27 protein-coding genes and 1 tRNA gene are annotated in these 24,391 nt (G+C 64.8%); 15 read left to right on the top strand and 13 right to left on the bottom strand.

The window, feature by feature from the left end:
* Window positions 1–74: 74 nt before the first annotated feature.
* The 5 genes from QQZ18_RS13410 (at window position 75) to QQZ18_RS13390 (ending at window position 2,108) form a co-directional block, all read left to right on the top strand.
* Entirely contained in the window at window positions 75–590 is a 516-nt protein-coding gene (locus QQZ18_RS13410) for an arsenate reductase ArsC (RefSeq protein ID WP_284541423.1), read from the top strand.
* Between the two features lie 133 nt (window positions 591–723).
* Window positions 724–942 (top strand): translation initiation factor IF-1, encoded by a 219-nt coding sequence (infA, locus tag QQZ18_RS13405; protein WP_026784394.1) that lies wholly within the window; start codon window positions 724–726, stop codon window positions 940–942.
* Between the two features lie 87 nt (window positions 943–1,029).
* Window positions 1,030–1,659 carry a Maf family nucleotide pyrophosphatase gene (locus tag QQZ18_RS13400; protein WP_284541422.1) on the top strand — a complete coding sequence of 210 codons (630 nt, stop codon included), beginning with the start codon at window positions 1,030–1,032 and terminating at the stop codon, window positions 1,657–1,659.
* Complete coding sequence (locus QQZ18_RS13395) at window positions 1,659–1,847, top strand: DNA gyrase inhibitor YacG (protein WP_284541421.1); 189 nt, start codon at window positions 1,659–1,661, stop codon at window positions 1,845–1,847. The genes QQZ18_RS13400 and QQZ18_RS13395 overlap by 1 nt, the downstream gene beginning before the upstream one ends.
* Before the next feature lie 185 nt (window positions 1,848–2,032).
* Window positions 2,033–2,108 (top strand) — tRNA-Phe (locus QQZ18_RS13390).
* Window positions 2,109–2,490: 382 nt separating this feature from the next.
* Here QQZ18_RS13390 and QQZ18_RS13385 read toward each other — a convergent pair.
* On the bottom strand, window positions 2,491–2,895 hold the full coding sequence (locus QQZ18_RS13385; RefSeq protein WP_284541420.1) for a RidA family protein: 405 nt from the start codon (window positions 2,893–2,895) through the stop codon (window positions 2,491–2,493).
* Window positions 2,896–3,052: 157 nt separating this feature from the next.
* Here QQZ18_RS13385 and QQZ18_RS13380 point away from each other — a divergent pair, with 157 nt between their 5' ends.
* A complete protein-coding gene (locus tag QQZ18_RS13380) occupies window positions 3,053–3,646 on the top strand; it encodes a TetR/AcrR family transcriptional regulator (protein WP_284541419.1) in 594 nt (197 codons plus the stop codon).
* A 219-nt stretch (window positions 3,647–3,865) separates the two neighbouring features.
* Complete coding sequence (gene copM, locus QQZ18_RS13375) at window positions 3,866–5,269, top strand: CopM family metallochaperone (RefSeq protein ID WP_284541418.1); 1,404 nt, start codon at window positions 3,866–3,868, stop codon at window positions 5,267–5,269.
* 15 nt (window positions 5,270–5,284) lie between these two features.
* Here the strand turns inward: copM and QQZ18_RS13370 are convergent, their stop codons facing one another.
* The 4 genes from QQZ18_RS13370 to QQZ18_RS13355 all read right to left on the bottom strand — a co-directional run bounded on the left by QQZ18_RS13370 (window position 5,285) and on the right by QQZ18_RS13355 (window position 7,625).
* The gene (locus tag QQZ18_RS13370; RefSeq protein WP_284541417.1) at window positions 5,285–5,701 is read right to left on the bottom strand and encodes a low affinity iron permease family protein; all 417 of its coding nucleotides are present in this window, start codon (window positions 5,699–5,701) and stop codon (window positions 5,285–5,287) included.
* Entirely contained in the window at window positions 5,698–6,465 is a 768-nt protein-coding gene (locus tag QQZ18_RS13365; RefSeq protein WP_284541416.1) for a siderophore-interacting protein, read from the bottom strand. The genes QQZ18_RS13370 and QQZ18_RS13365 overlap by 4 nt, the downstream gene beginning before the upstream one ends.
* A 173-nt stretch (window positions 6,466–6,638) precedes the next feature.
* Window positions 6,639–7,217: a hypothetical protein gene (locus tag QQZ18_RS13360; protein WP_284541415.1), complete on the bottom strand. Its 579-nt coding sequence runs from the start codon at window positions 7,215–7,217 to the stop codon at window positions 6,639–6,641.
* 69 nt (window positions 7,218–7,286) lie between these two features.
* Window positions 7,287–7,625, bottom strand: coding sequence for a PepSY domain-containing protein (locus tag QQZ18_RS13355; protein WP_284541414.1), 339 nt, complete (start codon window positions 7,623–7,625; stop codon window positions 7,287–7,289).
* Between the two features lie 358 nt (window positions 7,626–7,983).
* On the opposite strand from QQZ18_RS13355, the gene QQZ18_RS13350 reads away from it, so the two are divergent.
* Window positions 7,984–8,460: a sigma-70 family RNA polymerase sigma factor gene (locus QQZ18_RS13350; RefSeq protein WP_284541413.1), complete on the top strand. Its 477-nt coding sequence runs from the start codon at window positions 7,984–7,986 to the stop codon at window positions 8,458–8,460.
* A 179-nt stretch (window positions 8,461–8,639) separates the two neighbouring features.
* Complete coding sequence (locus tag QQZ18_RS13345) at window positions 8,640–9,212, top strand: ferritin-like domain-containing protein (protein WP_284541412.1); 573 nt, start codon at window positions 8,640–8,642, stop codon at window positions 9,210–9,212.
* 71 nt (window positions 9,213–9,283) lie between these two features.
* Here the strand turns inward: QQZ18_RS13345 and QQZ18_RS13340 are convergent, their stop codons facing one another.
* From QQZ18_RS13340 to QQZ18_RS13325, 4 genes are all read right to left on the bottom strand, one after another.
* The gene (locus QQZ18_RS13340) at window positions 9,284–9,421 is read right to left on the bottom strand and encodes a hypothetical protein (RefSeq protein WP_284541411.1); all 138 of its coding nucleotides are present in this window, start codon (window positions 9,419–9,421) and stop codon (window positions 9,284–9,286) included.
* Window positions 9,422–9,650: 229 nt separating this feature from the next.
* Window positions 9,651–10,331: a BON domain-containing protein gene (locus QQZ18_RS13335; RefSeq protein WP_284541410.1), complete on the bottom strand. Its 681-nt coding sequence runs from the start codon at window positions 10,329–10,331 to the stop codon at window positions 9,651–9,653.
* Window positions 10,332–10,677: 346 nt separating this feature from the next.
* Entirely contained in the window at window positions 10,678–11,568 is an 891-nt protein-coding gene (locus QQZ18_RS13330; RefSeq protein ID WP_284541409.1) for an SDR family oxidoreductase, read from the bottom strand.
* A 58-nt stretch (window positions 11,569–11,626) separates the two neighbouring features.
* Complete coding sequence (locus tag QQZ18_RS13325) at window positions 11,627–12,757, bottom strand: glucose-1-phosphate adenylyltransferase family protein (RefSeq protein ID WP_284541408.1); 1,131 nt, start codon at window positions 12,755–12,757, stop codon at window positions 11,627–11,629.
* Window positions 12,758–12,920: 163 nt separating this feature from the next.
* On the opposite strand from QQZ18_RS13325, the gene QQZ18_RS13320 reads away from it, so the two are divergent.
* The 5 genes from QQZ18_RS13320 (at window position 12,921) to QQZ18_RS13300 (ending at window position 18,802) form a co-directional block, all read left to right on the top strand.
* The gene (locus tag QQZ18_RS13320) at window positions 12,921–13,418 is read left to right on the top strand and encodes a YciE/YciF ferroxidase family protein (RefSeq protein ID WP_284541407.1); all 498 of its coding nucleotides are present in this window, start codon (window positions 12,921–12,923) and stop codon (window positions 13,416–13,418) included.
* 415 nt (window positions 13,419–13,833) lie between these two features.
* On the top strand, window positions 13,834–15,276 hold the full coding sequence (locus tag QQZ18_RS13315) for a putative bifunctional diguanylate cyclase/phosphodiesterase (RefSeq protein WP_284541406.1): 1,443 nt from the start codon (window positions 13,834–13,836) through the stop codon (window positions 15,274–15,276).
* A gap of 132 nt (window positions 15,277–15,408) precedes the next feature.
* Window positions 15,409–16,020 carry a glutathione S-transferase gene (locus tag QQZ18_RS13310; RefSeq protein ID WP_284541405.1) on the top strand — a complete coding sequence of 204 codons (612 nt, stop codon included), beginning with the start codon at window positions 15,409–15,411 and terminating at the stop codon, window positions 16,018–16,020.
* 117 nt (window positions 16,021–16,137) lie between these two features.
* Complete coding sequence (locus QQZ18_RS13305) at window positions 16,138–17,007, top strand: SMP-30/gluconolactonase/LRE family protein (protein WP_284541404.1); 870 nt, start codon at window positions 16,138–16,140, stop codon at window positions 17,005–17,007.
* 28 nt (window positions 17,008–17,035) lie between these two features.
* Entirely contained in the window at window positions 17,036–18,802 is a 1,767-nt protein-coding gene (locus QQZ18_RS13300) for an IlvD/Edd family dehydratase (protein ID WP_284541403.1), read from the top strand.
* A gap of 19 nt (window positions 18,803–18,821) precedes the next feature.
* On the opposite strand, the gene QQZ18_RS13295 is transcribed toward QQZ18_RS13300, so the two are convergent.
* Window positions 18,822–19,493 (bottom strand): FadR/GntR family transcriptional regulator, encoded by a 672-nt coding sequence (locus QQZ18_RS13295; protein WP_342398921.1) that lies wholly within the window; start codon window positions 19,491–19,493, stop codon window positions 18,822–18,824.
* A 250-nt stretch (window positions 19,494–19,743) separates the two neighbouring features.
* Here QQZ18_RS13295 and QQZ18_RS13290 point away from each other — a divergent pair, with 250 nt between their 5' ends.
* Window positions 19,744–20,706 (top strand): aldose epimerase family protein, encoded by a 963-nt coding sequence (locus QQZ18_RS13290; RefSeq protein ID WP_284541402.1) that lies wholly within the window; start codon window positions 19,744–19,746, stop codon window positions 20,704–20,706.
* An 83-nt stretch (window positions 20,707–20,789) separates the two neighbouring features.
* Here QQZ18_RS13290 and QQZ18_RS13285 read toward each other — a convergent pair whose 3' ends face one another.
* From QQZ18_RS13285 to mmsA, 3 genes are all read right to left on the bottom strand, one after another.
* Window positions 20,790–21,407, bottom strand: a complete 618-nt coding sequence (locus QQZ18_RS13285) for a YceI family protein (protein ID WP_284541401.1) — start codon at window positions 21,405–21,407, stop codon at window positions 20,790–20,792.
* Between the two features lie 184 nt (window positions 21,408–21,591).
* Window positions 21,592–22,785: a multiple monosaccharide ABC transporter permease gene (gene mmsB, locus QQZ18_RS13280; RefSeq protein ID WP_284541400.1), complete on the bottom strand. Its 1,194-nt coding sequence runs from the start codon at window positions 22,783–22,785 to the stop codon at window positions 21,592–21,594.
* Window positions 22,785–24,299 carry a multiple monosaccharide ABC transporter ATP-binding protein gene (gene mmsA, locus QQZ18_RS13275; protein WP_284541877.1) on the bottom strand — a complete coding sequence of 505 codons (1,515 nt, stop codon included), beginning with the start codon at window positions 24,297–24,299 and terminating at the stop codon, window positions 22,785–22,787. Before mmsA ends, mmsB begins: the two co-directional genes overlap by 1 nt.
* Between the last annotated feature and the right edge of the window lie 92 nt (window positions 24,300–24,391).

Below are 24,391 nucleotides of genomic sequence, written 5' to 3'. Positions count from 1 at the left end.
AAAGGGATGGAACATGCCGGGCGACACAGGGTTCGCCGTCTGATCGAAGCGCGGGCTTGGCCGATGGGAGGCTCATGACGGACGAGGAGGACACAGAGGCGGAGGTGAAGCAGCCCGGCGCGGTGCTGTTCGCCTGCTCGTTCAATGCGGTGCGCTCGCCGATGGCGGCGGCCATCGCCCGCCATCTGTTTCCCGGCAAGATCTTCGTCGATTCCGCCGGCGCCCGCCGTGGCGAGCTCGATCCCTTCGCCGTGACCGTGATGGACGAGATCGGCCTCGATATCTCCCGTCACAAGCCGCAGACCTTCGAAGATCTCGAGGACAGCAACTTCGACCTGATCATATCGCTTGCCCCGGAAGCCCACCACAAGGCCCTCGAATACACACGCTACAATTCGGTGGAGGCCGAATACTGGCCCACCGCCGACCCGACGCTGGCTTCCGGCTCACGCGAGCGCATTCTCGACGAATATCGGGCCGTTCGCGACCAGCTCACGGCCCGCATCAAGAAGCGACTCGGCTGGACGCCGTCCTTCGAACCGCGTCGCGAGGGCGTGCGGGAGATGGGGGCGAAGGCGGAGAACGGTTGATCGAGGGGGCGCCGACCGCTACGTCTGTCCTTCCACTCGCTTTTCTCTGCGTTTTTCGGCCTGGGTGGTTTATTTTGCGGCGCATTTCGGATAGTTATCCGCCACCAATTCCCGAAAACGGATCAATGCCCGCATGACCAAGGAAGAAGTCCTGGAGTTTCCAGGCGTCGTTTCGGAACTTCTGCCCAACGCGACTTTCCGCGTTCGTCTCGAGAACGACCATGAAATCATCGCTCATACGGCCGGCCGCATGCGCAAGAACCGCATCCGCGTCCTGGCTGGCGACAAGGTTCTGGTCGAAATGACGCCCTACGACCTCACCAAGGGCCGCATCACCTATCGCTTCAAGTAAGCGGCGCAAGGAGGCGGCGAGCCGCCCCGGCTCGATCCGGGATGCGGGCGGCTGTCTCCACGCCGAGCTGTCTAGGGTGCGCTCCCGATGACCAACCGTCCCGTCCTGGTTCTGGCATCTGCGAGTCCGCGCCGCGTGGCGCTGCTCAACCAGATCGGCATAGCGCCCGACCTGCTGCTGCCGGCCGACATCGACGAGACGCCGGGTCGGGCCGAGCTGCCGCGCCGTCTTGCCCGCCGTCTCGCCCGCGCCAAGGCGGAGGTCGCCGCCCATCGCGTGCCGCTGCAGGACTATCCGGGCCGCGAGGTGCTGGTGCTCGCCGCCGATACGGTGGTCGCCGTCGGTCGCCGCATCCTGCCGAAGGCCGAAACCTTCGCCGATGCCGAAGGCTGCATCGCTCTGCTGTCCGGCCGCACGCACCGCGTCTTCACCGGTCTGGCGCTGGCCACACCGTCCGGCCTGCGCGAAAAGCTGGTCGAGACGCGTATCCGCTTCAAGCGCCTGTCGTCGCAGGAGATGGCCGACTACCTCGCTTCCGGCGAGTGGCAGGGCAAGGCCGGCGGCTATGCCGTCCAGGGCTTCGCCGGCGCCTTCGTCGCCTCGGTGTCCGGCTCCTATTCCTCCGTGGTCGGCCTGCCCCTGCACGAGACGGCCAACCTGCTCGAAGCCGCCCGCTACCCGGTGCGTGCGCGCTGGGCCGACGGAGCGATCGCCTGATGGTCGCGCCGAAGGGCCCCCGCTGCCCCAACTGCGGCGAACCGACCGATCCGGTCTTCAAGCCCTTCTGCAGCAAGCGCTGCAAGGATGTCGACCTCAACAGGTGGCTGAAGGGGGCCTATTCGATCCCCGTCGTCGAATACGACGATCTTCCCTTGCCCGATGACGAGGGCGATGGCCGTCCCTGAGGCGGCCCTCGCCCAGATGCGGCGAGGTGGGCTGCGCTTCGCCCTTGAAATGGCTCGTCTTTCCATTCCTTGCCGGCGTAGTTGATTTTTCCCGTCAAACCCTCTGGACAGGTCCGCAAGGACTATCTATAAGGCCCGTGCTTCGCCGTTGGACGACACCAAACGCCCAGTGGATCGCGGCAAGTGCCTGAGTAGCTCAGTTGGTAGAGCATGCGACTGAAAATCGTAGTGTCGGTGGTTCAATTCCGCCCTCAGGCACCATTTCTCCAATTCAACGTTGATGAGACAATAGATTAGCAGCGTTTGTTTCGCTCGCTTTACCTGTTTTGCCTCATCTTTCGGGACATGCTGAGCGCTTCAACAGCGAGCCCTTCGTTCACACCGAAGTGCGCCATAGCAGGCTGGAGCACCACCGCACCGCTTGATGTAGCCTCTATCCCGCCGTGCCCACGGTGCTCCTCTCGCAGAGTGTCGGGTCGTCGTCCAAGAGCGGAACAGGGCCGTCGGGGCGGGATGCTTCGAAAAGCCCTTCCATCCGTCGTTTTCCCCTCGGCGTGCCGGACGCGGAAAGAACCCGTTGGAGCTTGTCTGCCACCAACGGGGTTCTGTTTTGGAGAAGCCGGCGCCCCGAGGTTCGGGCGCCTTACGCTTTTGCCGAAGCGGGAATCCGGGCGATTACCTTGATCTCGAAGTCGAAGCCGGCCAGCCAGGTTACGCCGACGGCCGTCCAGTTGGGGTAGGGGCGCTGGCTGAACACCTGCTCCTTGACGGCCATGATCGCCCCGAACTGCTGTTCCGGGTCGGTGTGGAACGTCGTGACGTCGACGATGTCGTCGACGGTGCAGCCGGCTGCTTCCAGCACGGCCTTGAGGTTGTCGAAGGCGAGCTGAACCTGGCGGCCGAAGTCGGGCTCGGGCGATCCGTCCGGACGGCTGCCGACCTGTCCGGACACGAACAGCAGATCGCCGGAGCGAATGGCGGCGGAGTATCCGTGCGCTTCATAAAGGGTGTGCCGGTTGGCCGGGAAGATGGCGTCACGTTGGGCCATGTCGATCTCGCTTTGCTGCTGGATAGGGATGCGGGCGCGGCCATGGCTCGGCTTCCCGCGCGTCATCATTTGATATACGATGCGTATGTGAACTAACTCGCATACGATCCGTATGTCAAGTTCATATACGTGACGTATGCGAAATGGAGCGGAACCGGTGGCACGGCGGCGTCAGGAGACGATGGAGGAGAACCGCGGCAAGCTGATCGCGGCAGCGCGCAAGGCCTTCGCGGAGAAGGGCTATTCCGCCGCGTCCATGGATGAGCTGACCGCCAGCGTCGGGCTGACGCGCGGCGCGCTCTACCATAACTTCGGCGACAAGCGCGGCCTCATGGCGGCGGTGGTCGACCAGATCGACACGGAAATGGCCTCGCGCGCCCAAAGGGTCGGCGCCCGGTCGGCGGACGCCTGGCTGGGCATGCTGGCCGAGGGCGTGGCCTATATCGAGATGGCGCTCGACCCCGAGGTCCAGCGCATCGTGCTTCTCGACGGCCCTGCCGTGCTGGGCGACCCCTCGCAATGGCCGAGCCAGGGGCGTTGCCTTCAGGTCACCAAACAGGCGGTGGAGCGGCTCATCGAGCAAGGGGTCGTGAAGCCTCTCGATGCTGAGGCGGTGGCAAGGCTTCTGAGCGGGGGCGCGCTCAACGCCGCGCTGTGGATCGCCGCCAGCGACAGGCCGCAGGAGGTTCTGCCGAAGGCCACCGAGGCTTTCCTGGCCCTCGCCTCCGGCCTTCTCGTGAAAGCGGCGTAGACCCTTCCTCTTCCTGTTAGGAATGATTCCAAACAAGTGCGGGTTACTGCTAACTTGAGAATGATTCTCATATTATCGTTAGATCGCCGCCGATGAACGCGTGATGCCGATCCGGCCAACGGATCGTCGGGCTGGAACTCAGCCGACGACCCAAGGGTTCGGACAAGACGGCACCCGGCCGCTACGCCGGGAGTGCGAAACCAGCGACGGAGAGCTGCGATGCGAAGGCCATTTTCCCCGAAACTCGTCCTTTTCCTTGGCGGCGCCATGCTGCTGCCCCTCATCGCCGCCTCGCCCGCCGCCGCCCACGTTAAATGGTTCGCGCCCTACATTGTCGGCGCGCCGCCGCAGCCGATCGCGGCGACGCTGGGCAACGTCTGGTTCTGGACCGGCATTCTCCTCGTCCTCGTGTTTTTCCTTGCCACCCGCCTCGTCGAGCGGTCGTCGGCTGGGGAGGCCATCCTGCAGGGCCTCGATCGTGCCACCGATCCGCTCTGGCTGCGGCTCGACGATTTCGTCCGCGTCGTCATCGGCGCCTTCTTCGTCGCCATCTTCGCCATCGGCGGCGTCTATCTGACGCCCGATCTCAAGACGCCGGCGGAGTGGGTGTCGTGGATGCAGCTCCTGATCGCCGCGCTGATCTTCTCGCGCCGCACGCAGCCGCTAGCCGCCGCCGGCATCATCGGCCTGTGGCTGCTGGCCCTGCGCGACTACGACATCTTCCACCTTCTGGACTATCTGGCGCTGGGCGTCGGCGTCGCCGCCTATCTGGTGCTGGAGGCGCTGCCGAACCCGGAGTTGCGGGCGCGTCGCTTCGAGGTGCTGCGCTGGGGCGTCGCCATCGCGCTGATGTGGTCGAGCCTTGAGAAGTTCGCTTATCCCGACTGGTTCTATCCGCTGGTGGTGGAGAAGCCCTTCCTGACCTTCGGCATGCCACGCGACGTGTTCATTCCGATGGCCGGCGTCGCCGAGTTCACCATGGGCTTCGGCCTGATCTGGACGCCACTGGTGCGTCGCCTGTCGGCCATCGCTCTCTTCGTCATCTTCAATGCCGCCGTCTATCCCTTCGGGCGCGTCGACCTGATCGGCCATGCCCTGATCATGGCGATCATCGTCGCCATCGCCGCCGATCGGACCCGCGAGGTGCATTTCCTGCCTGCGGTGAAACGGGCGCTGGCCGGCGTGCCGGCCGGCATCGCGGCGGCGCTGGTCGTCTTCGCCTCCGGGTATTGGGGGCTGCACGTGGCGATCTACGGTGCCGAGGGCAACGTCGGCGCGGCGCCGGCCGAGTATCTCACCCACACGCCCAATGCCGAGCATCCTCATGGCGTCACCGGCATGAGCGGCGTGTCCGACGCCGCCACCGCCGAGGAGGCCTATCGCCTCGCCATGGACCGAATGCACGGACCGATGATGAGCGGCATTGCCGATGCGGATCCGGATGCCGCCTTCGTGCGCGGCATGATCCCGCACCACCAGGGCGCTATCGACATGGCGGACATCGTGCTCAAGTTCGGCAAGGACCCGCAGAACCAGCACTTCGCCCGCGAGATCATCGACATGCAGACGCGCGAGATTGCGGAAATGCGGGCCTGGCTGCGCCAGCGCGGTATCTCCGAGTAAGCCTATACGTCGGCCTCACCCCGACCGGGCGAGGCCGACGTTCAGCGCCGGTATCTCACCCTCGCAGTCGTCCCTGGCCGGATCGGGCAGCGTGGCGCAGATGTCTTGCAGCCTCTCCTCGTCGAGCCTTTCGATACCGACGAAGTGGTTGCGCGCCTCCGAACTGAGGATCAGTTCGTCGATCTTGGCTTGCAAGGCCTTGCCATCCCGGTTCTGCGAACTCTGCAGGATGAACACCATCAAGAACGTGGCAATGCTCGTCAGGGTGTTGATGACGAGCTGCCACGTTGCCGAAAAGCCGAAGACGGGGCCGGAAATCGCCCAGATCAGAAGGATCGCCACGGCAAGGGCGAAGGTCGGCGGTCGTCCCGACCATTCGGAGAGGACCGAAGCAAAGCGCGCAAAGAGGGTCGTGGAACTCGCTCCGCTCATGCCGGCCTCGCATGTTCTGGGAAAGGATCGTGGACGGCCGGCTCGCGGCAGGGCACACGCCAATATCCGGATGTGACAACCTGGTGGGGCGGCAGCGCCGCCTCGAAATGCTCGCGCAGTTCCAGCGCGGCGGCGCGCTCGGCCGCCACCCAGACCGCCGTCGTCGGTGTTATGGCTGCGGTGCGCATGGCCCGCATCAACAGGTGCCCGGGCTCAGCCGCGCCGCGCGGCAGAAACCGCACGGCAACGGACGGTGGCGCGTCGAGCGGCAGAACGTCGCGCTCGTCGGGCACTTCCAGCCACACCTTGCCGCGCGTGTCATGCGGCAGACCGGCGACGATGGTCGCAACTGCGGCAAGGCCGGTCTCGTCGGCGCCCAGCAACAACTCGTCCGGTGGCCAAGCCAGCCTGAAGCCATGCCGGGGTCCGGAAATCTCCACCCGATCGCCTGGGCGGGCGCGGCGCGCCCAGCTTGCGCAGAGGCCGTCATGCATCGCCATGTCGATGGTGATCCGGCCGTTGGAGCGGTCGCGGACGGTGTAGGCCCGGCCATGCTTGCGCCCCTCGCCGGACCAGGGAACGTGCAGCTTGATCCACTCGGCGGGCTTGGCCGGCCTGTCTGAGACGGGTTCGAGTTCCCGCAGGACGATGCGGCGCATATGCGGGGTCAGGTCGAAAGCCCCGACAACCGTGGCAGGGCGGCGCCGATTGGCCCGGCGAATGGCGTCGAAGCGGTCGGCGTGGTCGATGGGTTGCGGGAACATGGACGTCTCCCGATCTGGGAACCAGTGACACGGGAAAGTGGAAGCTAGCGGCCGGTGGCGTGGGCGCACACGACAGCCCGCCCGCCCCGGGAAAGGGGCGAGACGGGCGACGGTGTGTGTCGAACGGCCGCTCCGTGATGCGGCCGCCCAACAAAAGGCAGGGGAGCGGTGCGTCAGCCCGGCGGCGGCCGGCGCGTCAGGTCGTCGACGCGCGGGTCCAGCGTCGGGTCGAAGCCCGTCCACCCGCTCTCGCGGTAGAGCTGTTCGCGCTCGGTGAGATTGACCGGTGGCGTTTCATCGAGAAGGCGCGCCACCATGGCGTCCTCGCTGTCGTCGACGCGCACCGTCACCATGGTGCCGCCGCGCCGGATGGCCTCGGCATAGACCTGCGCCTCTTCCGCGGTGAGGCCGGAACTGGTCAACGCGTCGACGATGCCGCCCGCCACGCCGCCGGCCACCGCGCCGGCCGCGAGGCCGGCCAGTGTGGATACGAACCAGCCGGTCGCCACGATCGGGCCGAGGCCCGGAATGGCGAGCATGCCGACGCCAGCAAGCGCGCCGGCGCCTCCGCCGAGCACCGCGCCGATGCCGGACCCGGCAGCCGTGGCTTCGGCGCCGTCGCTCACGCGATTGTCTTCGCTTTCGGGGGAGATGACGGAAATGTCGTCATTGGAGATCCGGGCTGCGCGGAGACGATCAACGACCGCCATGGCGTCGGACCAAGTGTCGTAAAGTCGGGTGTGCGTGCTCATGATGCTATCCTTCCCAGTGTGTCGCTTTTGACTGTGGCTTAGAGGCTGTCCGGTCGGGAGGCGCCGCACTTATTCAGTGCTGATGGTGCCCTTGTAGTCGACGGCCACGGCGACGGTTGCGCCGTTGCGGCGGGCATGGCCGCGCCAAATGCCGTCCTCGGACTGAACGAGGCCGGTCACTTCGGTATAGCCGGCCTCTTCGAGCCAGGACCTCGCCTGCGCCTCGGTGAAGCTGTTGGCGCCCGGCGTCAGGTTCTCGTCGGACGGGCTCGTCTGCGCCGGAGGCGTGTTGGGTGCCGTCGGCGCGGCGGGGTCCGGCGCAGGGGTGGCCGGTTCGGTGGAGGTCTGGGCAAACGCGCTGGTGCTGAAGGCAAGAGCGGTGGCCATGCAGAGTGAGGCGAGCTTCATCGGAATCTCCTCGGACGTTGGGGTTATTGCCGGTCAAGCGGAGCCGAGAGACGGCACCTGCCGGTGACTTTGGAGAGCGGCGGAGGCGATGTTTCGACCTCACCGCACCGCCTTTTCAACGTCCCGCAGCGGCAATAGTTCCACTGCCGGTGCCAGGGTATTTCGCCTCAACCGGAACACACCTTGACGTACACTGATGGTTGTCTGCGTCCGGCGGCAATTTTCGTGTGAATGGGATGCAAGACGGAACCGTTTCGTGTCTGAGGAATTCAGTTGGAAGCGTTTCGTCCAATTCAGCGGGTGGCCGATCTTGCGACCGCCCGTTGGTCCATATCGGCTCGAAACTCAAAAGCGCATCATGATGTCCGATGATATTCTTTCTTACTTGCCGGCTATGCGTGCCTTTGCGCGCTCCTTGTGTGGCAACGCCACCGATGCCGACGACCTGGTCCAGGAAACCCTGCTGAGAGCGATCGAGAACATCTCCAGCTATACGCCCGGCACCAACTTGCGGGCCTGGTTGTTCACGATCATGCGCAATCGCTTCTATTCCAACTGCATCAAGCGAAACCGGGAACGAACGGGCGACGAGGACTGCGCCTCCCAGCAACCGACGATCTCGGCGCCCCAGGAATGGCAGGTGCGCATCAGGGAGCTTGAGCAGGCCCTGGAGGAGCTGCCCGTCCACTATCGCGAGGCGATCGTGCTGGTGGTGGTGCTCGAGGAGAGTTACGCCAGGGCCGCCGAAATCCTCGAATGCGACATCGGCACGATCAAAAGTCGCATCAATCGTGGCCGCCGAATGCTGCGCACCGCCATGGGCGAGGAAATCTAGCTATCGGCTCAGGCGGTCGACCGAGAGCTGGCAACGCCAACAGCGAACCAATCGGGATGGAACTTCTCTAGGGGTTATCGGTTGGATTATTCGCGCGCCGTGAGGATGCGCCGAGGCTGCCGTCTCGTGAACGGCAAGCCGCAACGGTTTCAAGCGCCGGCGGTTGGAGGAAGACAGCCTTGCTTTCCTTCTCCGAGGTGCACGCCGAACGAGTTCATCGCCACATCCCCCAGGAGGGCAAGACCATGGACGATATCCGTGAACACTATCTGGCCTGGCTTCGCGACGCCCATGCCATGGAAGAACAGGCCCTGACGATGATGCGCGGCATGTTGTCGCGCCTCGAGAACTATCCGGTCCTTTGTGCCCGGATGGAAAAGCACGTCGCCGAAACTGAGCGCCAGGCCGAATCCCTCCGGAAGCTGCTTGAAGGGCGCGATAGCGGCGCCTCCGTGGTCAAGGACACGCTTGGCAAAGCGACGGCCCTCGGTCAGGCTCTCGGCGGCATGTTTGCCGACGACGAGGTGATCAAGGGCGTGATGGCGAGCTACACTTTCGAGCAGATGGAAATCGCCGCCTACAAGGTGTTGATCTCGACGGCCGCCGTTCTTGAAGACACCACGGCGATCTCGATTTTCGAAGAGAACCTCGCCGAAGAACAGGATATGGCCGACTGGTTGTTCGATCATCTCGATCAGACGACGCGCATTTTCCTGGCTCGCGACGAAGCCGGTCTGCCGGCACGCCGGTAATGTGACCCGGATTGTAGCAGGTCGATTGAACAAGCCGTCGCGTATCTCGCGGCGGCGGCCCCCTCAGCGGCTCACTCTGATCGCTGGGTGTCGCCCTTCTCCCGCTGGCGGTCGATCAACTCGCCGAGCTGCACGGCCAGCTCGCGCAAGCGCTCCGGCACCGGCTCGGCGGCGATGGCATCGACGAGTCGTCGGGCTGTCGCCTTCAACTGGTCAAGGTCACCCTCAGGTCGTTGTTCGCCGCATGGGTCGTCTGGGAGAAGATGGTTTGAAGACATGATCGCTACAGCATAGGCGCACCGTCTGAAAACCTTATTACCTGGCAAAGCGCGCCGAAACCGGAATCTCCTGCGAAATGGTCGGTTTATCTTCGGTCGGTTTCAATTCGCCGCCCCGGTTCGTGCGGATCGCGAACCGGGGCGGTTGGCGAGAGGACGCCTAGACGTCTGTTGTCTTTGGCTTATCGCCGAATTGTTCGGTTGCCGAGCCGGTTGGGTTCGCACCTGAATCGACGGCCGAACGCACACGAAGATTGTTCTGGATATGGCCGACGCCAGCGCACTGTTCGGCGCAATCCTCGGCCATTCGCTTGGCCAGCCGTGAGTCGACATAGCCGGAAAGGGTGACTTCCCCTCCCGAGACTTCGACGGTGATGTCCGAAGCGTCCAGGCGATCCTCATCGCTCAGCCGGTCGCTGACGTCATCCCGGATCCTCTCGTCTGAACGCACATACCCCTTCGGCCCCTTGCCGCGGAACGACCCCGATTGTCCCGACGAACCCTGTTCGCCGGATCGGGCGTCGGTGGCCACGTAGCGGCTGATCCAGTTGTCTCTCTGCGGCCAGCCCCCTCGCGGCGAGCTGCGCGAGGGATCCTGGCCGGTCCGGTCGCCGTAGCGCGGATCAGGGCCGCTGCCGAAACGCGAGCCATATCCCTCGCCGTCGGAGAAGCGGTCCGTCTCGCCGAGAGACGGATCTCCAACCCGCCCGCCAATATCGGACCGGCCGGAATCGCGCCGGGCAAAGTCGAAGGCGTGGCCTCCCTCCCGTTCGAAGGGCCGATCGGAGCCACCGTAGTAGCCGCCTGCGCCGCGGCCATATCGCCGGTCGCCATAATCCAAGCCTTCCCGATCGCTTCTGCCATCATGGGAGTCCTCGCCGGGACCGAAGTCCTCGAAGCGCCGCCGCAGATAGCCGGTGTCATCGTCCTGAACCCAGCGTCCGCTGAGCCGCTGCCGATCGTCGCCCCGGTTGCGGGGATAATCGCGGTCATCTCGCCCGTATGCCATTGTCATCTCTCCTCTCGTCGATCTCCGGCCTCGGACCGGCCTCAATCAACAACAGGCGGATCGATCGATTGTTCCGGTTTGTCGCTCTGGTTGTCTGTTCGCCATGTCGAGAAAAGGCCCGCGCTCCGGCACTTGGCCGGATGGGCGCGGGCCGACGTCTTGGAAGGGGCTTCTCGCCTTAGATCAGCGGCTTGCCGCCGGTCACCGCGATGGTGGCACCCGATACATAGCTCGACATGGGTTCGGCCAGCATCACGTAGGCCGACGCGAGCTCCACCGGCTGCGCCGGCCGCTTCATGGGATAGTTGGCGCCGAACTGCGAGGTCTTCTCCGCCGACATGCTGGCCGGAATGAGCGGTGTCCAAACCGGCCCGGGCGCGACGCAGTTCACGCGAATGCCCTTCTCGGCGAGAAGTTGCGCGAGGCCGCCGGTGTAGTTCTGGATCGCCCCCTTCGTGGTGGCATAGGCGAGCAGGCTGGGGCTCGGGCTATCGGCATTGATCGAGGCGGTGTTGATGATCGATGCGCCCGGCTGCATGTGCGGCACGGCCGCCTTGGCCAGGTAGAACATGGCATGGATGTTCACGGCGAACGTCCGCTGCCATTCCTCGTCGGGAATCTCCTCCAGGCTGTCGAATGTGTCCTGGTGGGCGGCGTTGTTGACGAGGATGTCGATGCGGCCGAACTCGTCGACCACCCGCTTGACGATGTCGCGGCAGTGGGCTGGATCGGCGATGTCGCCCGGCAGCTGCAGGCAGCGGCGCCCGCAGTCGGTCACGAGGCGCGCGGTGTCGGTGGCGTCTTCACGCTCCTCCAGAAAGGAAAGCGCGACGTCGGCGCCCTCGCGGGCATAGGCGATGGCAACGGCACGGCCGATGCCGCTGTCGCCGCCGGTGATCAGGGCGACCATGCCTTCCAGCCGGCCGGCGCCGCGCCAGCTCTCCTCGCCATGGTCGGGTGCCGGCTCAAGAAGCCTGAAGCTGCCCGGAAGCTGCTGGGTCTGCTTGGGGAAGGGCGGTTTCGGGTAGTCCGGATAGCGGGGCGCGCCCGATGGGGTCTCGCTGCTCATGGGATATCTCCGTGTTGGTCTGGCCGGCGAGGACGCCGACCGAGGGGCGACGCGAAGCCTAGGAGCTTCGTGCCGGCAGGAAGGGCAGGGTGATGAGGTGGAGCCGTGGCCGCTCCTCGCGATACCGGTCCAGCATGGCTGCGGTCACCAGGGCGGTGCCGCCGCGCGTGACGCGGAACCAGCGCTGATCGTCTTCAGGATCTTCGCCGATGACGAGACCGTCCGGCACGATCGCACCGGGGGCGATGATGGCGCGCTCGACGCGCGTCCTGTAGCCCAGACGGGCGCCCGGCAGCAGCACCGAGCCTCGCTCGGCGGCCAGCAGCATCTGCCGCGAGGGCTTGACGGTGGCGGCCGGCAGCGGAAGGGGCGCCCTGGCGGGATCGATGAAGTCCAACTGCGCGAGGCGATAGCTGTCGAGCGTGCCGACGTCGCGCCAATAGAAGGTACCGTTCGTAGTGGGCTGGTGCACCCGCGCCACGCCCTGGCGAACCGCTTCGGGCAGAATGTCCTGTCCGAAGTCGTCCATGCCGTCTTCGAAAGCCAGCATCTCGGACAGCCACCGGCGGTCCAGCACGTAGACGCCCATGCTGATCAACGCATGCGTGGGATCGTCGGGGGTGGGATGCGGGCGCGCCGGCTTCTCGGCGAAATCGGCGATCACCCCGTCCGAGTCCGCCGACAGTACGCCGAAGCTGGACGCCTGCGCCAGCGGCGCTCTCGTCACGGCGACGGTCACCTTGGCGCCGGAAGCTCGATGGCTTTCGAGCATGGCGCGATAGTCCATCTGATAGACATGATCGGCGGAGAGAACGAGGATTTCCTCGGCGCCGCTTGCCGCGATCTCCGCGAGATTGGCGCGCACGGCATCCGCCGTGCCCCGATAGCCGTTGGACCGCAGCCGATACCCATCGCGTATTTCGATGCCGCCCGGAAACTGGTGCCGCCACTCGGTTTCAAGGTGTCGGGTCAGGCTGGCCGGCAGGTATTGCGTCGCCACCAGGACCTGCGGCATTCCCGACCGCATGGCATTGGCAATCGTGAAATCGACCAGCTTGCCGCCGGCAAAGGGCATGGCGGGCTTGCATTCGGTCGATGTGAGTTCGTGAAGCCGCGTTCCCTGTCCCCCCGCGAGCAGAATGCAGAAAGCGTCGGCAGCCGGGAACGAAGGGAAGGACGGAAAATGCATTTTTGACCTCCGGTGGTTGGAGGTAGTGAAATCGCCCAAGCCATCGATTGTTCCCGTACGGCCGGTGGAATGAACGCGGCTTCGGCGTCATGACCGCCTGGAACAATCCGTCCCGCCGCCGGTTTGAAAGGGGCAACTTCCTTTCAGCCCCAGAGGTGAAGCCATGAAGACCAAGTCACTCGACGATCTTTTCCTGGACATGCTCAAGGACGTCTACTACGCCGAGCGCAAGATCCTGAAGGCCCTGCCGAAAATGGCCCGGGGCGCGCAGTCGCCGGAGCTCCAGGCCGCTTTTGAGAAGCACCGCGAGGAAACCGAAGTCCAGATCGAGCGCCTGCAGCAGGTGTTCGAACTCATCGGCAAGCCCGCGCGCGGCAAGACCTGCCCCGCCATCGAGGGCATCATCGAGGAAGGCGAGGAGGTTCTTGAGTCCTTCGCCGGTTCCGACGCCATCGATGCCGGCCTGATCGCCACCGCGCAGGCGGTCGAGCATTACGAGATCGCGCGCTACGGCACGATGTGCCGCTGGGCGGAGCTGATCGGACAGAAGCAGGCCGCCAAGCTCCTCAAGGAGACGTTGGCCGAGGAAGAGGCGACCGATCTCGGCCTGACGAAGATCGCCGAGGGGTCGGCCAACCAGGCGGCTCTCAAGGCTGCCTGACGCTCACTCTTCCCGGATATTATGTCGGGGCGCGTCATTTCCCCTCCCTCGGGCAGCGCGCCCGATATAGACGGTCCCCCTTCGGGCGGGACCGTCCTTTTTCGTGACCGGGCGGGGAAAACGGGCGTGGCGCCGGCCGAACCGGACACGGCTTTGCTTAGCCGGCAACGAAGTATTGCCGCTTCTCGTTACCCGTCACTCAAGTCATGACATTTGTTAGACTTTTGGCTGATCTGTTCAAAATCTCGACTTGGAATTTGCGAAAAATTCATAAGAGCGCGGTAAATCTGCCTAGACATAAAGGTGTAGGATGGCGCTCGGAAAACAACTTCAGACCGCGCTGAGCGTCAGTCGGCGCGTTTCGTTGCTCGTCGGAGCGCTCGCGGCCTCCTGTCTTGCTACTGCAATGGCCTTGATGCTCGTCCGCCTGGGCACGCTGCCGGTCTCCTGGCAGCCCGGCCTGCTGACAGGGCTCGTTTCGGAAACCCTGCTTCTTCTGCTGATCGTCGCCGTGGGCTTCGTGCTGATGCGCAAGAGTCTCGCTCTGATGCAGGGCGAGGAGCGCGCCGAAAGCTCGGCCCGGGTCGACCCCGTCACGTCGGCCCTGACGCGCGCCGATTTTCTCGAGGAATTGCGGCGTCGGGTGCAAACGTCCGGCGAGCGTCGGCATGCCTATGTCATGCTCGATCTCGACCACCTCAAGGCTCTGAACGACACCTTCGGCCATTCCGCCGGCGATGAGGCGCTGGCCCAGGTGGTCCGCATCTGCCGCGAAGAGTTGCCCGGCGCCGTCGTCGGTCGGCTTGGCGGCGACGAGTTCGCGCTGCTCCTCACCGACTGCTCCTCGCGCGGCGAGGTGGTTCAGAGGGTAAAGGCCTTGCTCGACCGGCTGCGGCAGCCGGTGCAGATCAACGGCCGCACCATGCGCCTGTCCGCAACGGCCGGCATCGCCATGGCGCCCGACGACACGCATATCGCGCTCGAACTGGTCAACCTTGCGGACCTCGCCCTTTACAAGGCCAAGCAGGCGCGTGGCACGGTGCTGTCCTACAACGCCCGCATGCTGGTCGACGACCGCTATACCCGGCTCCTCACCCGCGAACTGCGGGCCGCCATCTACCTCAACCAGCTCGACATGCATTACCAGCCGATCATGGCGCAGGACGGCGAGGAGCAGACCGCCTTCGAAGCCCTCATTCGCTGGCACCATCCGTTGCGCGGCACCATTCCGCCGGCCGAGTTCATTTCCGTTGCCGAGCAGTCCACGCTGATCGAAGAGGTCGGCGAGTGGGTGATCCGCCGCGTCATTCGCGATGCGGTCCGCTACGGCCGGTATCAATTCGGCATCAACGTCTCCGCCGTCCAGCTGAAGCAGCCGGGCTTTGCCGCCTTCGTTGCCGGCGAACTGGCATCCTCCGGCTTGCCGGCCAGCCGTCTCGTGCTCGAAATCACTGAAACCGTGTTCCTGGATTTCGGCTCGGTCGAACGGGCAAACCTCGACGGCCTGAGGGCGGCCGGCGTGATGATCGTGCTGGACGATTTCGGGTCCGGCTTCGCTTCCTTGCAGTATTTGCGGAAGTTCCACTTCGACTGCCTGAAGATCGACAAGAGCTACGTCCACGCAGCCGGGTCAAGCGACGTCGACATGACCTTCGTCACGGCGATCACCGAGCTTGCTCGCGCGCTCGGCACCCGCGTTCTTGCCGAGGGCGTCGAGACCGAGGAACAGTATCTCCTCATGAAGGCTGCCGGCTGCCAGTGCTTCCAGGGCTACTATTTCGGCCGGCCGGCCTCCCTGCCGGACGTGGTCACCTCGCCGGCGTCGCTGGAGAGGGAGCGGCGCGCCGTCGCTGGGTGAGCTTCGATCCTGCGGCGTTGGCCACATCCGTCGCTCGGGTGCCGAAGTCTGCTCCACTCCACCTCGCTTTTGCCTTACGGTAGCGGCGCGTCGTCGCGCTGAACGCGATTCCGTATTCATCGGAGGTTTGCCGTGCGCCTTATTGGCATGCTCGATTCGCCCTACGTCCGCCGTACCGCGCTGACGCTCGCCGCCCTCGATGTTCCCTTCGCCCACGAGCCGCTTTCGGTCTTTCGTCACTATGACGCCTTTGCCGCCATCAACCCGGTGGTCAAGGCGCCCACTGTGGTGACCGACGATGGCGTCGTGCTGCTCGATTCCACCCTGATCATCGATTATGCCCTGAAGGTGCTAGCCGGCGGCAAAACCCTCGGTCCGGCTGACGGGCGATTGGCCGGTCTCGACGTTCGCCTGACCGGGCTGGGCCTTGCAGCGTGTGAGAAGGCGGTCCAGATCGTCTACGAGCGCCAGCTCCGCCCGGCCGAAAAGCAGCACCAGCCATGGCTCGATCGTGTCGCCGGACAGCTCAAGGCAGCTCTTTCGGCCATCGAGGCCGACATCGGCGGCGCCGATTGGCTGCTGGGGCCGCCCCCGAGCGAGGCGGGCATCACGCTGGCCGTGGCGGGAACCTTCATTTCTGCCCTGGTGCCGGACGTGGTGTCCTTGGCCGACTATCCTCGTCTTGCCGCGCTAACCGCCGCCGCCGAGCGGACCGCGCTTTTCCAGGCCTGGCCGCACGAGTAGATGCGGCCATCGATCAATTAGTATGACTTATGTCCGCTCCGGCTGGTCAGGCCTGAACCGGAAGGCTATTGTCATGTTCGGTGACAGGCGGAGGTGCCCACCGACGAGGAGGAGTGCATGCCGACTGTTTCCGTCTTGTCCAGTCATGCCTGTCATCTTGGCGAGGGGCCGAGCTGGCACCCCGGACGCGCCAAGGCGTTCTGGTTCGATATCCTCGACCGCAAGCTGCTGGAGATGGGGCTCGACGACGCTGCCCCGCAAATCCACGATCTTCCCTTTCATGCCACCGTCGCTGCCCGCGTCGACAACGACCGGCATCTGATCGCCAGCGATGCCGGGCTGCACCTCAGGTCGATCGACGACGGCACGTTGCAAGAGCTTCGGCCGTTCTGGGACGAGCGACCCGGCACGCGCAGCAACGATGGCGCCGTGCATCCGGCCGGCGCCCTCTGGATCTCCACCATGGGCTGGCGCTTCGAACCGGGATTCGGGCGTATCTGGTGGTATCGCGCCGGCGAACTCAGGCTGATCGTCGATGGACTGACCATTCCCAACGCCATCTCCTTCTCTCCCGATGGCGGCACGGCCTACTTCTCCGATACTACGGAACACGTCATCTACCGGCTCGCCGTCGATCCGCTCACCGGGCTCCCGAACGGCGAACGACAGGTGTTCTGCAAGGTGAGCGGCGGCGGCCCCGATGGCGCCACGGTGGGTGCCGACGGTCTCCTGTGGAACGCCCGCTGGGGTGGCTCGGCCGTCGATGCCTACGATCCCGACGGCCATCTCGTCAGGACCATTTCATTGCCTGCTCGGCAGGTAAGCTGTCCGGCTTTCGTCGGAGCCAACCTCGACCGCCTTCTCGTGACCTCGGCTTTCGAGGGCTACGACGCGGAGAAGCGCGCCGCGGAGCCGGAGGCCGGCCTGACCTACCTTGTCGATGGGCCGTTCCGCGGGCTGCCGCAACCGGCCGTTCTGATTGGCTGACCGCATCGCACCGACTGGAGAATGATCGATGTCCCGACCGCGCCGCCACAAGCTCTGGTTCGACAATCCCGACAATCCCTCGATGACGGCGCTCTATCTCGAGCGCTACCTCAACTATGGCCTGACCATCGAGGAGCTGCGATCCGATCGGCCGATCATCGGCATAGCCCAGACCGGCTCGGACCTGTCGCCATGCAACCGGGTCCATCTGCGCCTGGCCGAAAGAGTGCGCGAGGGTATCCGGGCGGCCGGCGGCATCGCCTTCGAGTTTCCGGTGCATCCGATTCAGGAGACGGGTCGGCGGCCGACGGCGGCGCTTGACCGGAACCTCGCCTATCTGGGCCTCGTCGAGATCCTGCACGGCTACCCGCTCGATGGCGTGGTGCTGACCACCGGCTGCGACAAGACGACGCCGGCGCTGATCATGGCCGCCGCCACCGTCGATCTGCCGGCCATTGTGCTGAGCGGCGGGCCGATGCTCGACGGCTGGTACGAGGGCAAGCTGGCCGGCTCCGGCACCATCATCTGGCAGAAGCGGCTGCAACTGGCCACCGGCGAGATCGACTACGAGGAGTTCATCGAGGCGGCGGCGGCCTCGGCCCCGTCCGACGGCTACTGCAACACCATGGGCACCGCCTCCACCATGAACTGCCTTGCTGAGGCGCTCGGCATGAGCCTCACCGGCAATGCCGCCATCCCGGCTCCCTACCGCGAGCGCGGGCAGATGGCCTACCGCACCGGCGAGCGCATCGTCGCCATGGTCGAGGAAGACCTGAGACCGTCGAAGATCCTGACGCGGCAGGCGATCGAGAACGCCATCGTCGTCAACTCGGCGATCGGCGGCTCCACCAATGCCCAGCCGCACATTGTTGCCATCGCCCGCCATGCCGGCGTGCCGATCGAACCGATGGACTGGCAGAGCGTCGGCTACGACGTGCCGCTGATGGTCAACATGCAGCCGGCCGGCAGCCATCTGTCAGAGGGGTTCCATCGGGCCGGCGGCCTGCCGGTGGTGATGAAGGCGCTGCTCGACAATGGTCGCCTTCATGGCGATGCCTTGACCGTCTCAGGCCGTACGATGGCCGACAACCTCGCCCCGTTCCCAGCTCCCGACGGCGAGGTGATCAAGCCCTACGATGCCCCGATGAAGGACAAGGCGGGTTTCATCGTGCTGAAGGGCAACCTGTTCGACGCCGCCATCATGAAGACGTCGGTGATCTCCGACGAGTTTCGCGCCCGCTACCTGTCGAGGCCGGGAGCGGAAAACGTCTTCGAGGGACCGGTCGTGGTCTTCGATGGATCGGAGGACTATCACCATCGCATCGAGGACCCGGCGCTTGGCATCACGCCGGAAACCATCCTGGTGATCCGCTATGCCGGCCCGGTCGGCTGGCCCGGCTCGGCCGAGGTGGTCAACATGCAGCCGCCGGCTTCGCTCATCGAACGCGGTGTCCGTGAATTGCCTTGCATGGGCGACGGCCGGCAGTCCGGCACGTCCGGATCGCCGTCCATCCTCAACGCGTCGCCCGAAGCGGCGGTGGGTGGCGGGCTCGGCCTACTCAAGACGGGCGATCGCATCCGGGTCGATCTCAACGCAGGCACCGCCGATGCGCTCGTCGATGTCGATGAGTGGGAGCGCCGCCGCGCCGCATTCACGCCGGTCTACCCGGCCAGCCAGACGCCCTGGCAGGAACTCTACCGGGCAACGGTCGGCCAGCTCGCCGACGGCGCCGTCATGGAGATGGCGGTGAAGTACCAGAAGGTGGCCGATACCGATCCGCGCGACAGCCACTAAGCGCCGGAGAACGACGCTGTCAGCGGCCGGCGGCCGCTGCCACGCGTGCCGCGCCCGAGCGGATCGTTTCGACGATGGCCGCCGCCGCTGCATCGCCGTCGCCATCGCCGATCGACGTCACGACGCGGCGGTGGGCGGCGCAAGAGGCGGCCTTGGCCTTCGGGTCGTTGACCGGGGTGGTGATGGCGAAGGTGGCGGCCAGCGCCACCTCGATCAGGGCCGACGCCGTGCGGAAGAATGGGTTGCCGCTGAGACGGGCGACGGCGAGGTGAAAGTCGAGGTCGGCGGCTGCGAAAATCTCCGGTGAGGCGTCGGGCGCCTCCATGCGATCGACGATGGCATGGAGCGCGGCAACATCCGCTTCGCTCCGTCGGTGCGCCGCGAGCGAGGCGGCGACCGGTTCGAGGGCAAGGCGTACGTCGGACAGATGGGCAAGCAGCTCGAGCCCGATGCCGCAGTCGAGATGCCACCGCAGCATGTCCGGGTCGAAGAGGTTCCAGTTCGTCCGCTCGACCACGCGGGTGCCGACGCGCGTCTTGGGCTGGATCAGGCCCTTTGCGGCCAATGTCTTCAACGATTCCCGCAACACCGTCCGCGACACGCCGAAGCGTGACATCAGTTCGGCGTCGGATGGCAGCAGGCTGCCCTCCGGCCGGTGACCGCTGACAATCTCGTGGGCCAGTTCGCGCACAATCTCATCCTGGCGCGAACGCTTTTGAGCCGTCCGTCGTGTCATGCAACTCCCCACAAACCGCCCGGCGACCTCCACGAATCAAGCCATTGCGCCTGAAATTGTGAGGCTAGTGCGACTATGCCACAACCTTGCGGCCTTGGGAGCCAGCCGAAAGGTCAACGACGAAAAAACCTTTTGTTTTTCGCGAACTTGAGCGAGATTGACGGATATTTCGAGGACCGCTCCAGGAGAGCGCGGGGAGAGAAGCATGACACATCCGGTTGAAGACTTCATCACGCTTGATGGCGGCGACGGCTTCAAGGCCATTTTCAGCCCGGCCGGCGCGCAGCTCGTGGCGCTCTACGTGCCGACGAGCTCCGGCGGACCGGTGCAGACGGTGGTCGGTTCGTCCGGCCGCCTCAATGCTCCCGACGGCGATGGCTGGGCCGGTGCCATCTGCGGTCGCTTTGCCAACCGCATCGCCGGAGCGAGCTTCACGCTCGACGGCGCCACCTACAGCTTGCCGGCCAACGAAGGTTCCAAGCAGTTGCATGGCGGTGCCCTTGGCTTCGGACACTTGAGCTGGGAGGTCGAGGAGGCCGGCGGTGAAGTGGTGTTCCGGCTGGATTCCCCCGATGGGGACATGGGCTTTCCCGGCGCGCTGGCTGTCAAGGCGGCCTACGGCTTCAAGGGGCAGACGCTCTATCTGGACATGACCGCCACCACGACCAAGCCCACGGTGGTCAACCTGACCAATCACGTCTACTGGAACCTGCTGGGCAAGGGCGATATTCTCGGTCATCTGATGCAGATCCCGGCGAGCCGCTATACACCGGTCGACGCCGATCTCATTCCCCTCGGCCCGCTGGCCGATGTGGTCGGGACGCGTTTCGACTTCCGTGAGAAGCGTCCGATTGCCGGTCCCTACGACCAGAACTTCGTGCTCGATGCCGGCCGTGGCGAATTGCATCTCGGCGCTCGCGCGATCGAGCCGGTCACCGGCCGCACGCTTGAGGTCTGGACGACCGAGCCGGCCATTCAGCTCTACACCGGTGAGCACTTCACGCCGGCGATCAAGGCGCCGTTCTCCGAACTGCTGAAGAACGCCGGCTTCGCGCTTGAGCCGCAGACCTTCCCCAACGCCCCCAACGAGGCGAGCTATCCGAGTTCGGTGCTGCGCCCGGGCGAGACCTATCATCATCGCATCGAGTGGCGCTTCTCGGGCTTCTGAGTCCGGCGTCGGGAAAAGCTAAGGCCGCGTCCAGGGGGGGCGCGGCCTTTTTCGTCAGCAGAGAGGGCAGCGGCAGCTCTCCATCAACCGGCGGCGCGCACGTGACGGCCCTGGACGTCGAGGTTGAACACCACGTCGTCCGAATAGACCGGTCGGCCGATGTTCATCCCGAAAGCCGAACGAGCCACGCGGCCTATCACGTGAAACTCCGGCCGTTTGTCGCCGTGCCCCGTCAGCGTCACGGTGAAATGTTCGGCCAGTGTCTGCCCCTTAAGTTCCAGAAGGCCATCCACCTCGGCGGTGGTCTCCGATGTTCGGCGTACTGCGGTCGACGCGAAGCGGATGTCCGGATGGTCCACCGCATCGAACACCACGGATGATCGGAGCAAGCTGTCGAGCGGGGCGATCCCGGTGGTAATCGAGCTCGAGGCGACGGAGAAGGTCACCGACGATCGCTCGACATGCTCTGGATTGAGGCGAAAATCTCCGGAGAAGCTGTGAAAGCTGCCATGCACGGTTGGAACGAGTGTGCCCGAGATCGAGAAAGTGACGCTCGATTGATCGCCGATGGCATAGCGGCCGGCGAGATCGTCGAAACTAGCAGCGCCTGCCGGCGCAGTGGCGAGCAGGAGCGGCAGGAAGAGGAGGGTCAGGGACTGCCGGACATGGCGTGAGATGTGATCGGGCAGGAGGTGTCGCATCGGTTCGGCTCCGGGGCGGCATGCCCCAGCCTCAACAACACGCCGCGACGACGTTTATTCCCGTTGCTTCGATACTTCCTGCCAGGGCGTCCATGGCGCCGGTGCCGGAGAGGACTCGTCCGGCAAAAAAAGAAACCGGGGCCTTTCGGTCCCGGCTCGCAGGTTGGAGGGAGGAGGGGGAGCCTCAGCCCTTCTGCTTGTTGTAGAGGTCGAACACGACGGCGGCGAGCAGCACCAGGCCCTTGACCATCTGCTGGAAGTCGATGCCGAGGCCCATGATCGACATGCCGTTGTTCAGCACGCCCATGATGAAGGCGCCGACCACCGCGCCGGTGATTTTGCCGACACCGCCCGTTGTCGAGGCGCCGCCGATGAAGCAGGCGGCGATGACGTCGAGCTCGAAGCCGTTACCGGCCTTCGGGGTCGAGGAGTTGAGGCGGGCGGCGACGATCAGGCCGGCAAAGCCCGCGAGAACGCCCATGTTGATGAAGGTGTAGAAGCTGAGGCGATCGGTGTTGATGCCGGAGAGCCTCGTCGCCTTCTCGTTACCGCCGAGCGCGTAGATGCGGCGACCGATGGTCGTGCGGGTGGTCACGAAGGTGTAGAAGGCGATCAGCACGCCCATGATCACCAGGATGTTCGGGAAGCCCTTGTAGGTCGAGAGCTGGTAGCCGAGGTAGACCATGACGGCGACGAGCACGGCGTTCTGCGTGAAGAAGAAGGCGAAGGGCTCGACCTCGATGCCATGCGACTCGTTGAGCTTGCGGCTGCGCCACGACAGGAAGACCAGGAGAGCCGGAATGGCGATGGTCAGGATGATCGAGGTGGAGTGCAGGCCGCCCATATCGAACAGGTCGGGCAGGAAGCCGGTGGAGAGCTTCTGGAACTCGCTCGGGAACGGACCGATGTTCATGCCCCCCAGGAGCCAGAGCGTCAGGCCACGGAACACCAGCATGCCGGCCAGCGTCACGATGAACGCCGGGATGTGGTGATAGGCCACCCAGTAGCCCTGCGCCGCGCCGATGGCACCGCCGAGGATGAGGCAGACGAGCGAGGTCGTCCATGGGTCGATCTTGTAGTTCACCATCATGACCGCGGCCACGGCGCCGATGATGGCGACGATCGAGCCGACGGAGAGGTCGATGTGGCCGGCAACGATGACCAGCAGCATGCCCAGCGCCATGATGACGACGAACGAGTTCTGCAGCACGAGGTTGGTCAGGTTGACCGGGCGGAACAGGACGCCGCCGGTGATGATCTGGAAGAAGACCATGATCACCACGAGCGCGATGAGGATGCCATACTCGCGCATGTTCTGCCGGAGGAAGACGGCAAGCGACGGCGCGGCCGTCTGGGTGGCTTCGTTGGGCGTATTCATCAAACCTTCTCCCCCGAGCGCATGATGGCGCCCATGATGTTTTCCTGGCTGGCCTCGGCTACGGGCATTTCGGCCACGATCGCGCCTTCGTTCATGACGTAGATGCGGTCGCAGGTGCCGAGAAGCTCCGGCATTTCCGAGGAGATGAAGATGACCGCCTTGCCGGCGGCGACGAGGTCGTTGACGATGGTATAGATCTCGTACTTGGCGCCGACGTCGATGCCGCGCGTCGGCTCGTCGAGAATGAGCACGTCCGGATTGGCGAACAGCCACTTGGCCAGCACGACTTTCTGCTGGTTGCCGCCGGAGAGGTTGACGACATCCTGGTAGATGCTGGGTGTGCGGATTCGAAGCTTCTGGCGATACTCGTTGGCCGCCTTGCGCTCGGTATACTCGTCGATGACGAAGTTCTTCGAGATGCCCTTGTGGTTGGCCAGCGTGTTGTTGTGCATCACGTTGTTGATCAGCACCAGACCAAGCTGTTTGCGATCCTCGGTAACGTAGGCCAATCCCGACTTGATCGCCCGTTCCACGGTGGAAACGTCGGCCGGCTTGCCGTTGATCAGCACTTCGCCGGAAATCTTCTGTCCGTAGGACCGGCCGAACACGCTCATGGCGAACTCGGTACGGCCGGCGCCCATCAGGCCGGCGATGCCGACCACCTCGCCGCGCTTGACGTTGAGGTTGATGCCGTTGGAGATCTTCCGGTCGGAGTGGATCGGGTGATAGGCCGTCCAGTTGCGCACTTCGAAGATGGTCTCGCCGACCTTAGACACGCGCTTGGGAAAGCGGTCGCTGAGCTCGCGGCCGACCATGCCGCGAATGATGCGCGCTTCGGAGATCTTCTCGGCATGACAGTCGAGCGTCTCGACGGTGGCGCCATCGCGCAAGACGGTGATCTTGTCGGCGACGCGGGAGATCTCGTTGAGCTTGTGCGAGATGATGATCGAGGTGAGGCCCTGCTTCTTGAACTCGAGCAGGAGGTCGAGCAGCGCGTTGGAATCGCTTTCGTTGAGCGAGGCCGTGGGCTCGTCGAGGATCAGCAGCTTCACCTTCTTGGACAGTGCCTTGGCGATCTCGACCAGCTGCTGCTTGCCGACGCCGATGTTGGTGATCAGCGTCGAGGGATTTTCCTTGAGGCCGACCTTGGCCAAGAGCTCGGTGGTCCGGCGCGTCGCCTCGGCCCAGTTGATGACGCCGCCCTTGGCGACCTCGTTGCCCAGGAAGATGTTCTCGGCGATCGACAGCATCGGGATCAGCGCGAGTTCCTGGTGAATGATGATGATACCGACTTCCTCGGTATCCTTGATCGAGCCGAATTTCTTGAGCTCGCCATTGTAGTAGATCTCGCCGTCATAGGTGCCGTGGGGATAGACGCCGCTCAGCACCTTCATCAGCGTCGACTTGCCGGCGCCATTCTCACCGCAGAGCGCGTGGATTTCGCCTTCCTCTACCGAAAAGCTGACGTCGCTCAACGCCTTGACGCCCGGAAACGTCTTGGTGATGTTGCGCATCTCGAGGATCACGTTCGTGCTCACGCGAGGCTCCTTTGTCCGCCGATCTCCGATGGGCGACAGGCAGAATAGTCTTGTTGTTGGTGTGTTGC

The sequence above is a fragment of the Pleomorphomonas sp. T1.2MG-36 genome, assembly GCF_950100655.1.
In the GTDB taxonomy this organism is placed as follows: Bacteria; Pseudomonadota; Alphaproteobacteria; order Rhizobiales; family Pleomorphomonadaceae; genus Pleomorphomonas.
This window is presented reverse-complemented; position numbering and strand designations above follow the sequence as displayed.

Bases quoted from the DNA above. Each gene is read 5' to 3' on its own strand.
- QQZ18_RS13410 (WP_284541423.1), top strand. From the start codon at position 75: ATGACGGACGAGGAGGACACAGAGGCGGAGGTGAAGCAGCCCGGCGCG.
- infA (WP_026784394.1), top strand. From the start codon at position 724: ATGACCAAGGAAGAAGTCCTGGAGTTTCCAGGCGTCGTTTCGGAACTT.
- QQZ18_RS13400 (WP_284541422.1), top strand. From the start codon at position 1,030: ATGACCAACCGTCCCGTCCTGGTTCTGGCATCTGCGAGTCCGCGCCGC.
- QQZ18_RS13395 (WP_284541421.1), top strand. From the start codon at position 1,659: ATGGTCGCGCCGAAGGGCCCCCGCTGCCCCAACTGCGGCGAACCGACC.
- QQZ18_RS13385 (WP_284541420.1), bottom strand. From the start codon at position 2,895: ATGGCCCAACGTGACGCCATCTTCCCGGCCAACCGGCACACCCTTTAT.
- copM (WP_284541418.1), top strand. From the start codon at position 3,866: ATGCGAAGGCCATTTTCCCCGAAACTCGTCCTTTTCCTTGGCGGCGCC.
- QQZ18_RS13370 (WP_284541417.1), bottom strand. From the start codon at position 5,701: ATGAGCGGAGCGAGTTCCACGACCCTCTTTGCGCGCTTTGCTTCGGTC.
- QQZ18_RS13365 (WP_284541416.1), bottom strand. From the start codon at position 6,465: ATGTTCCCGCAACCCATCGACCACGCCGACCGCTTCGACGCCATTCGC.
- QQZ18_RS13360 (WP_284541415.1), bottom strand. From the start codon at position 7,217: ATGAGCACGCACACCCGACTTTACGACACTTGGTCCGACGCCATGGCG.
- QQZ18_RS13355 (WP_284541414.1), bottom strand. From the start codon at position 7,625: ATGAAGCTCGCCTCACTCTGCATGGCCACCGCTCTTGCCTTCAGCACC.
- QQZ18_RS13350 (WP_284541413.1), top strand. From the start codon at position 7,984: ATGATGTCCGATGATATTCTTTCTTACTTGCCGGCTATGCGTGCCTTT.
- QQZ18_RS13330 (WP_284541409.1), bottom strand. From the start codon at position 11,568: ATGAGCAGCGAGACCCCATCGGGCGCGCCCCGCTATCCGGACTACCCG.
- QQZ18_RS13325 (WP_284541408.1), bottom strand. From the start codon at position 12,757: ATGCATTTTCCGTCCTTCCCTTCGTTCCCGGCTGCCGACGCTTTCTGC.
- QQZ18_RS13320 (WP_284541407.1), top strand. From the start codon at position 12,921: ATGAAGACCAAGTCACTCGACGATCTTTTCCTGGACATGCTCAAGGAC.
- QQZ18_RS13315 (WP_284541406.1), top strand. From the start codon at position 13,834: ATGCTCGTCCGCCTGGGCACGCTGCCGGTCTCCTGGCAGCCCGGCCTG.
- QQZ18_RS13305 (WP_284541404.1), top strand. From the start codon at position 16,138: ATGCCGACTGTTTCCGTCTTGTCCAGTCATGCCTGTCATCTTGGCGAG.
- QQZ18_RS13300 (WP_284541403.1), top strand. From the start codon at position 17,036: ATGTCCCGACCGCGCCGCCACAAGCTCTGGTTCGACAATCCCGACAAT.
- QQZ18_RS13290 (WP_284541402.1), top strand. From the start codon at position 19,744: ATGACACATCCGGTTGAAGACTTCATCACGCTTGATGGCGGCGACGGC.
- QQZ18_RS13285 (WP_284541401.1), bottom strand. From the start codon at position 21,407: ATGCGACACCTCCTGCCCGATCACATCTCACGCCATGTCCGGCAGTCC.
- mmsB (WP_284541400.1), bottom strand. From the start codon at position 22,785: ATGAATACGCCCAACGAAGCCACCCAGACGGCCGCGCCGTCGCTTGCC.
- mmsA (WP_284541877.1), bottom strand. From the start codon at position 24,299: ATGCGCAACATCACCAAGACGTTTCCGGGCGTCAAGGCGTTGAGCGAC.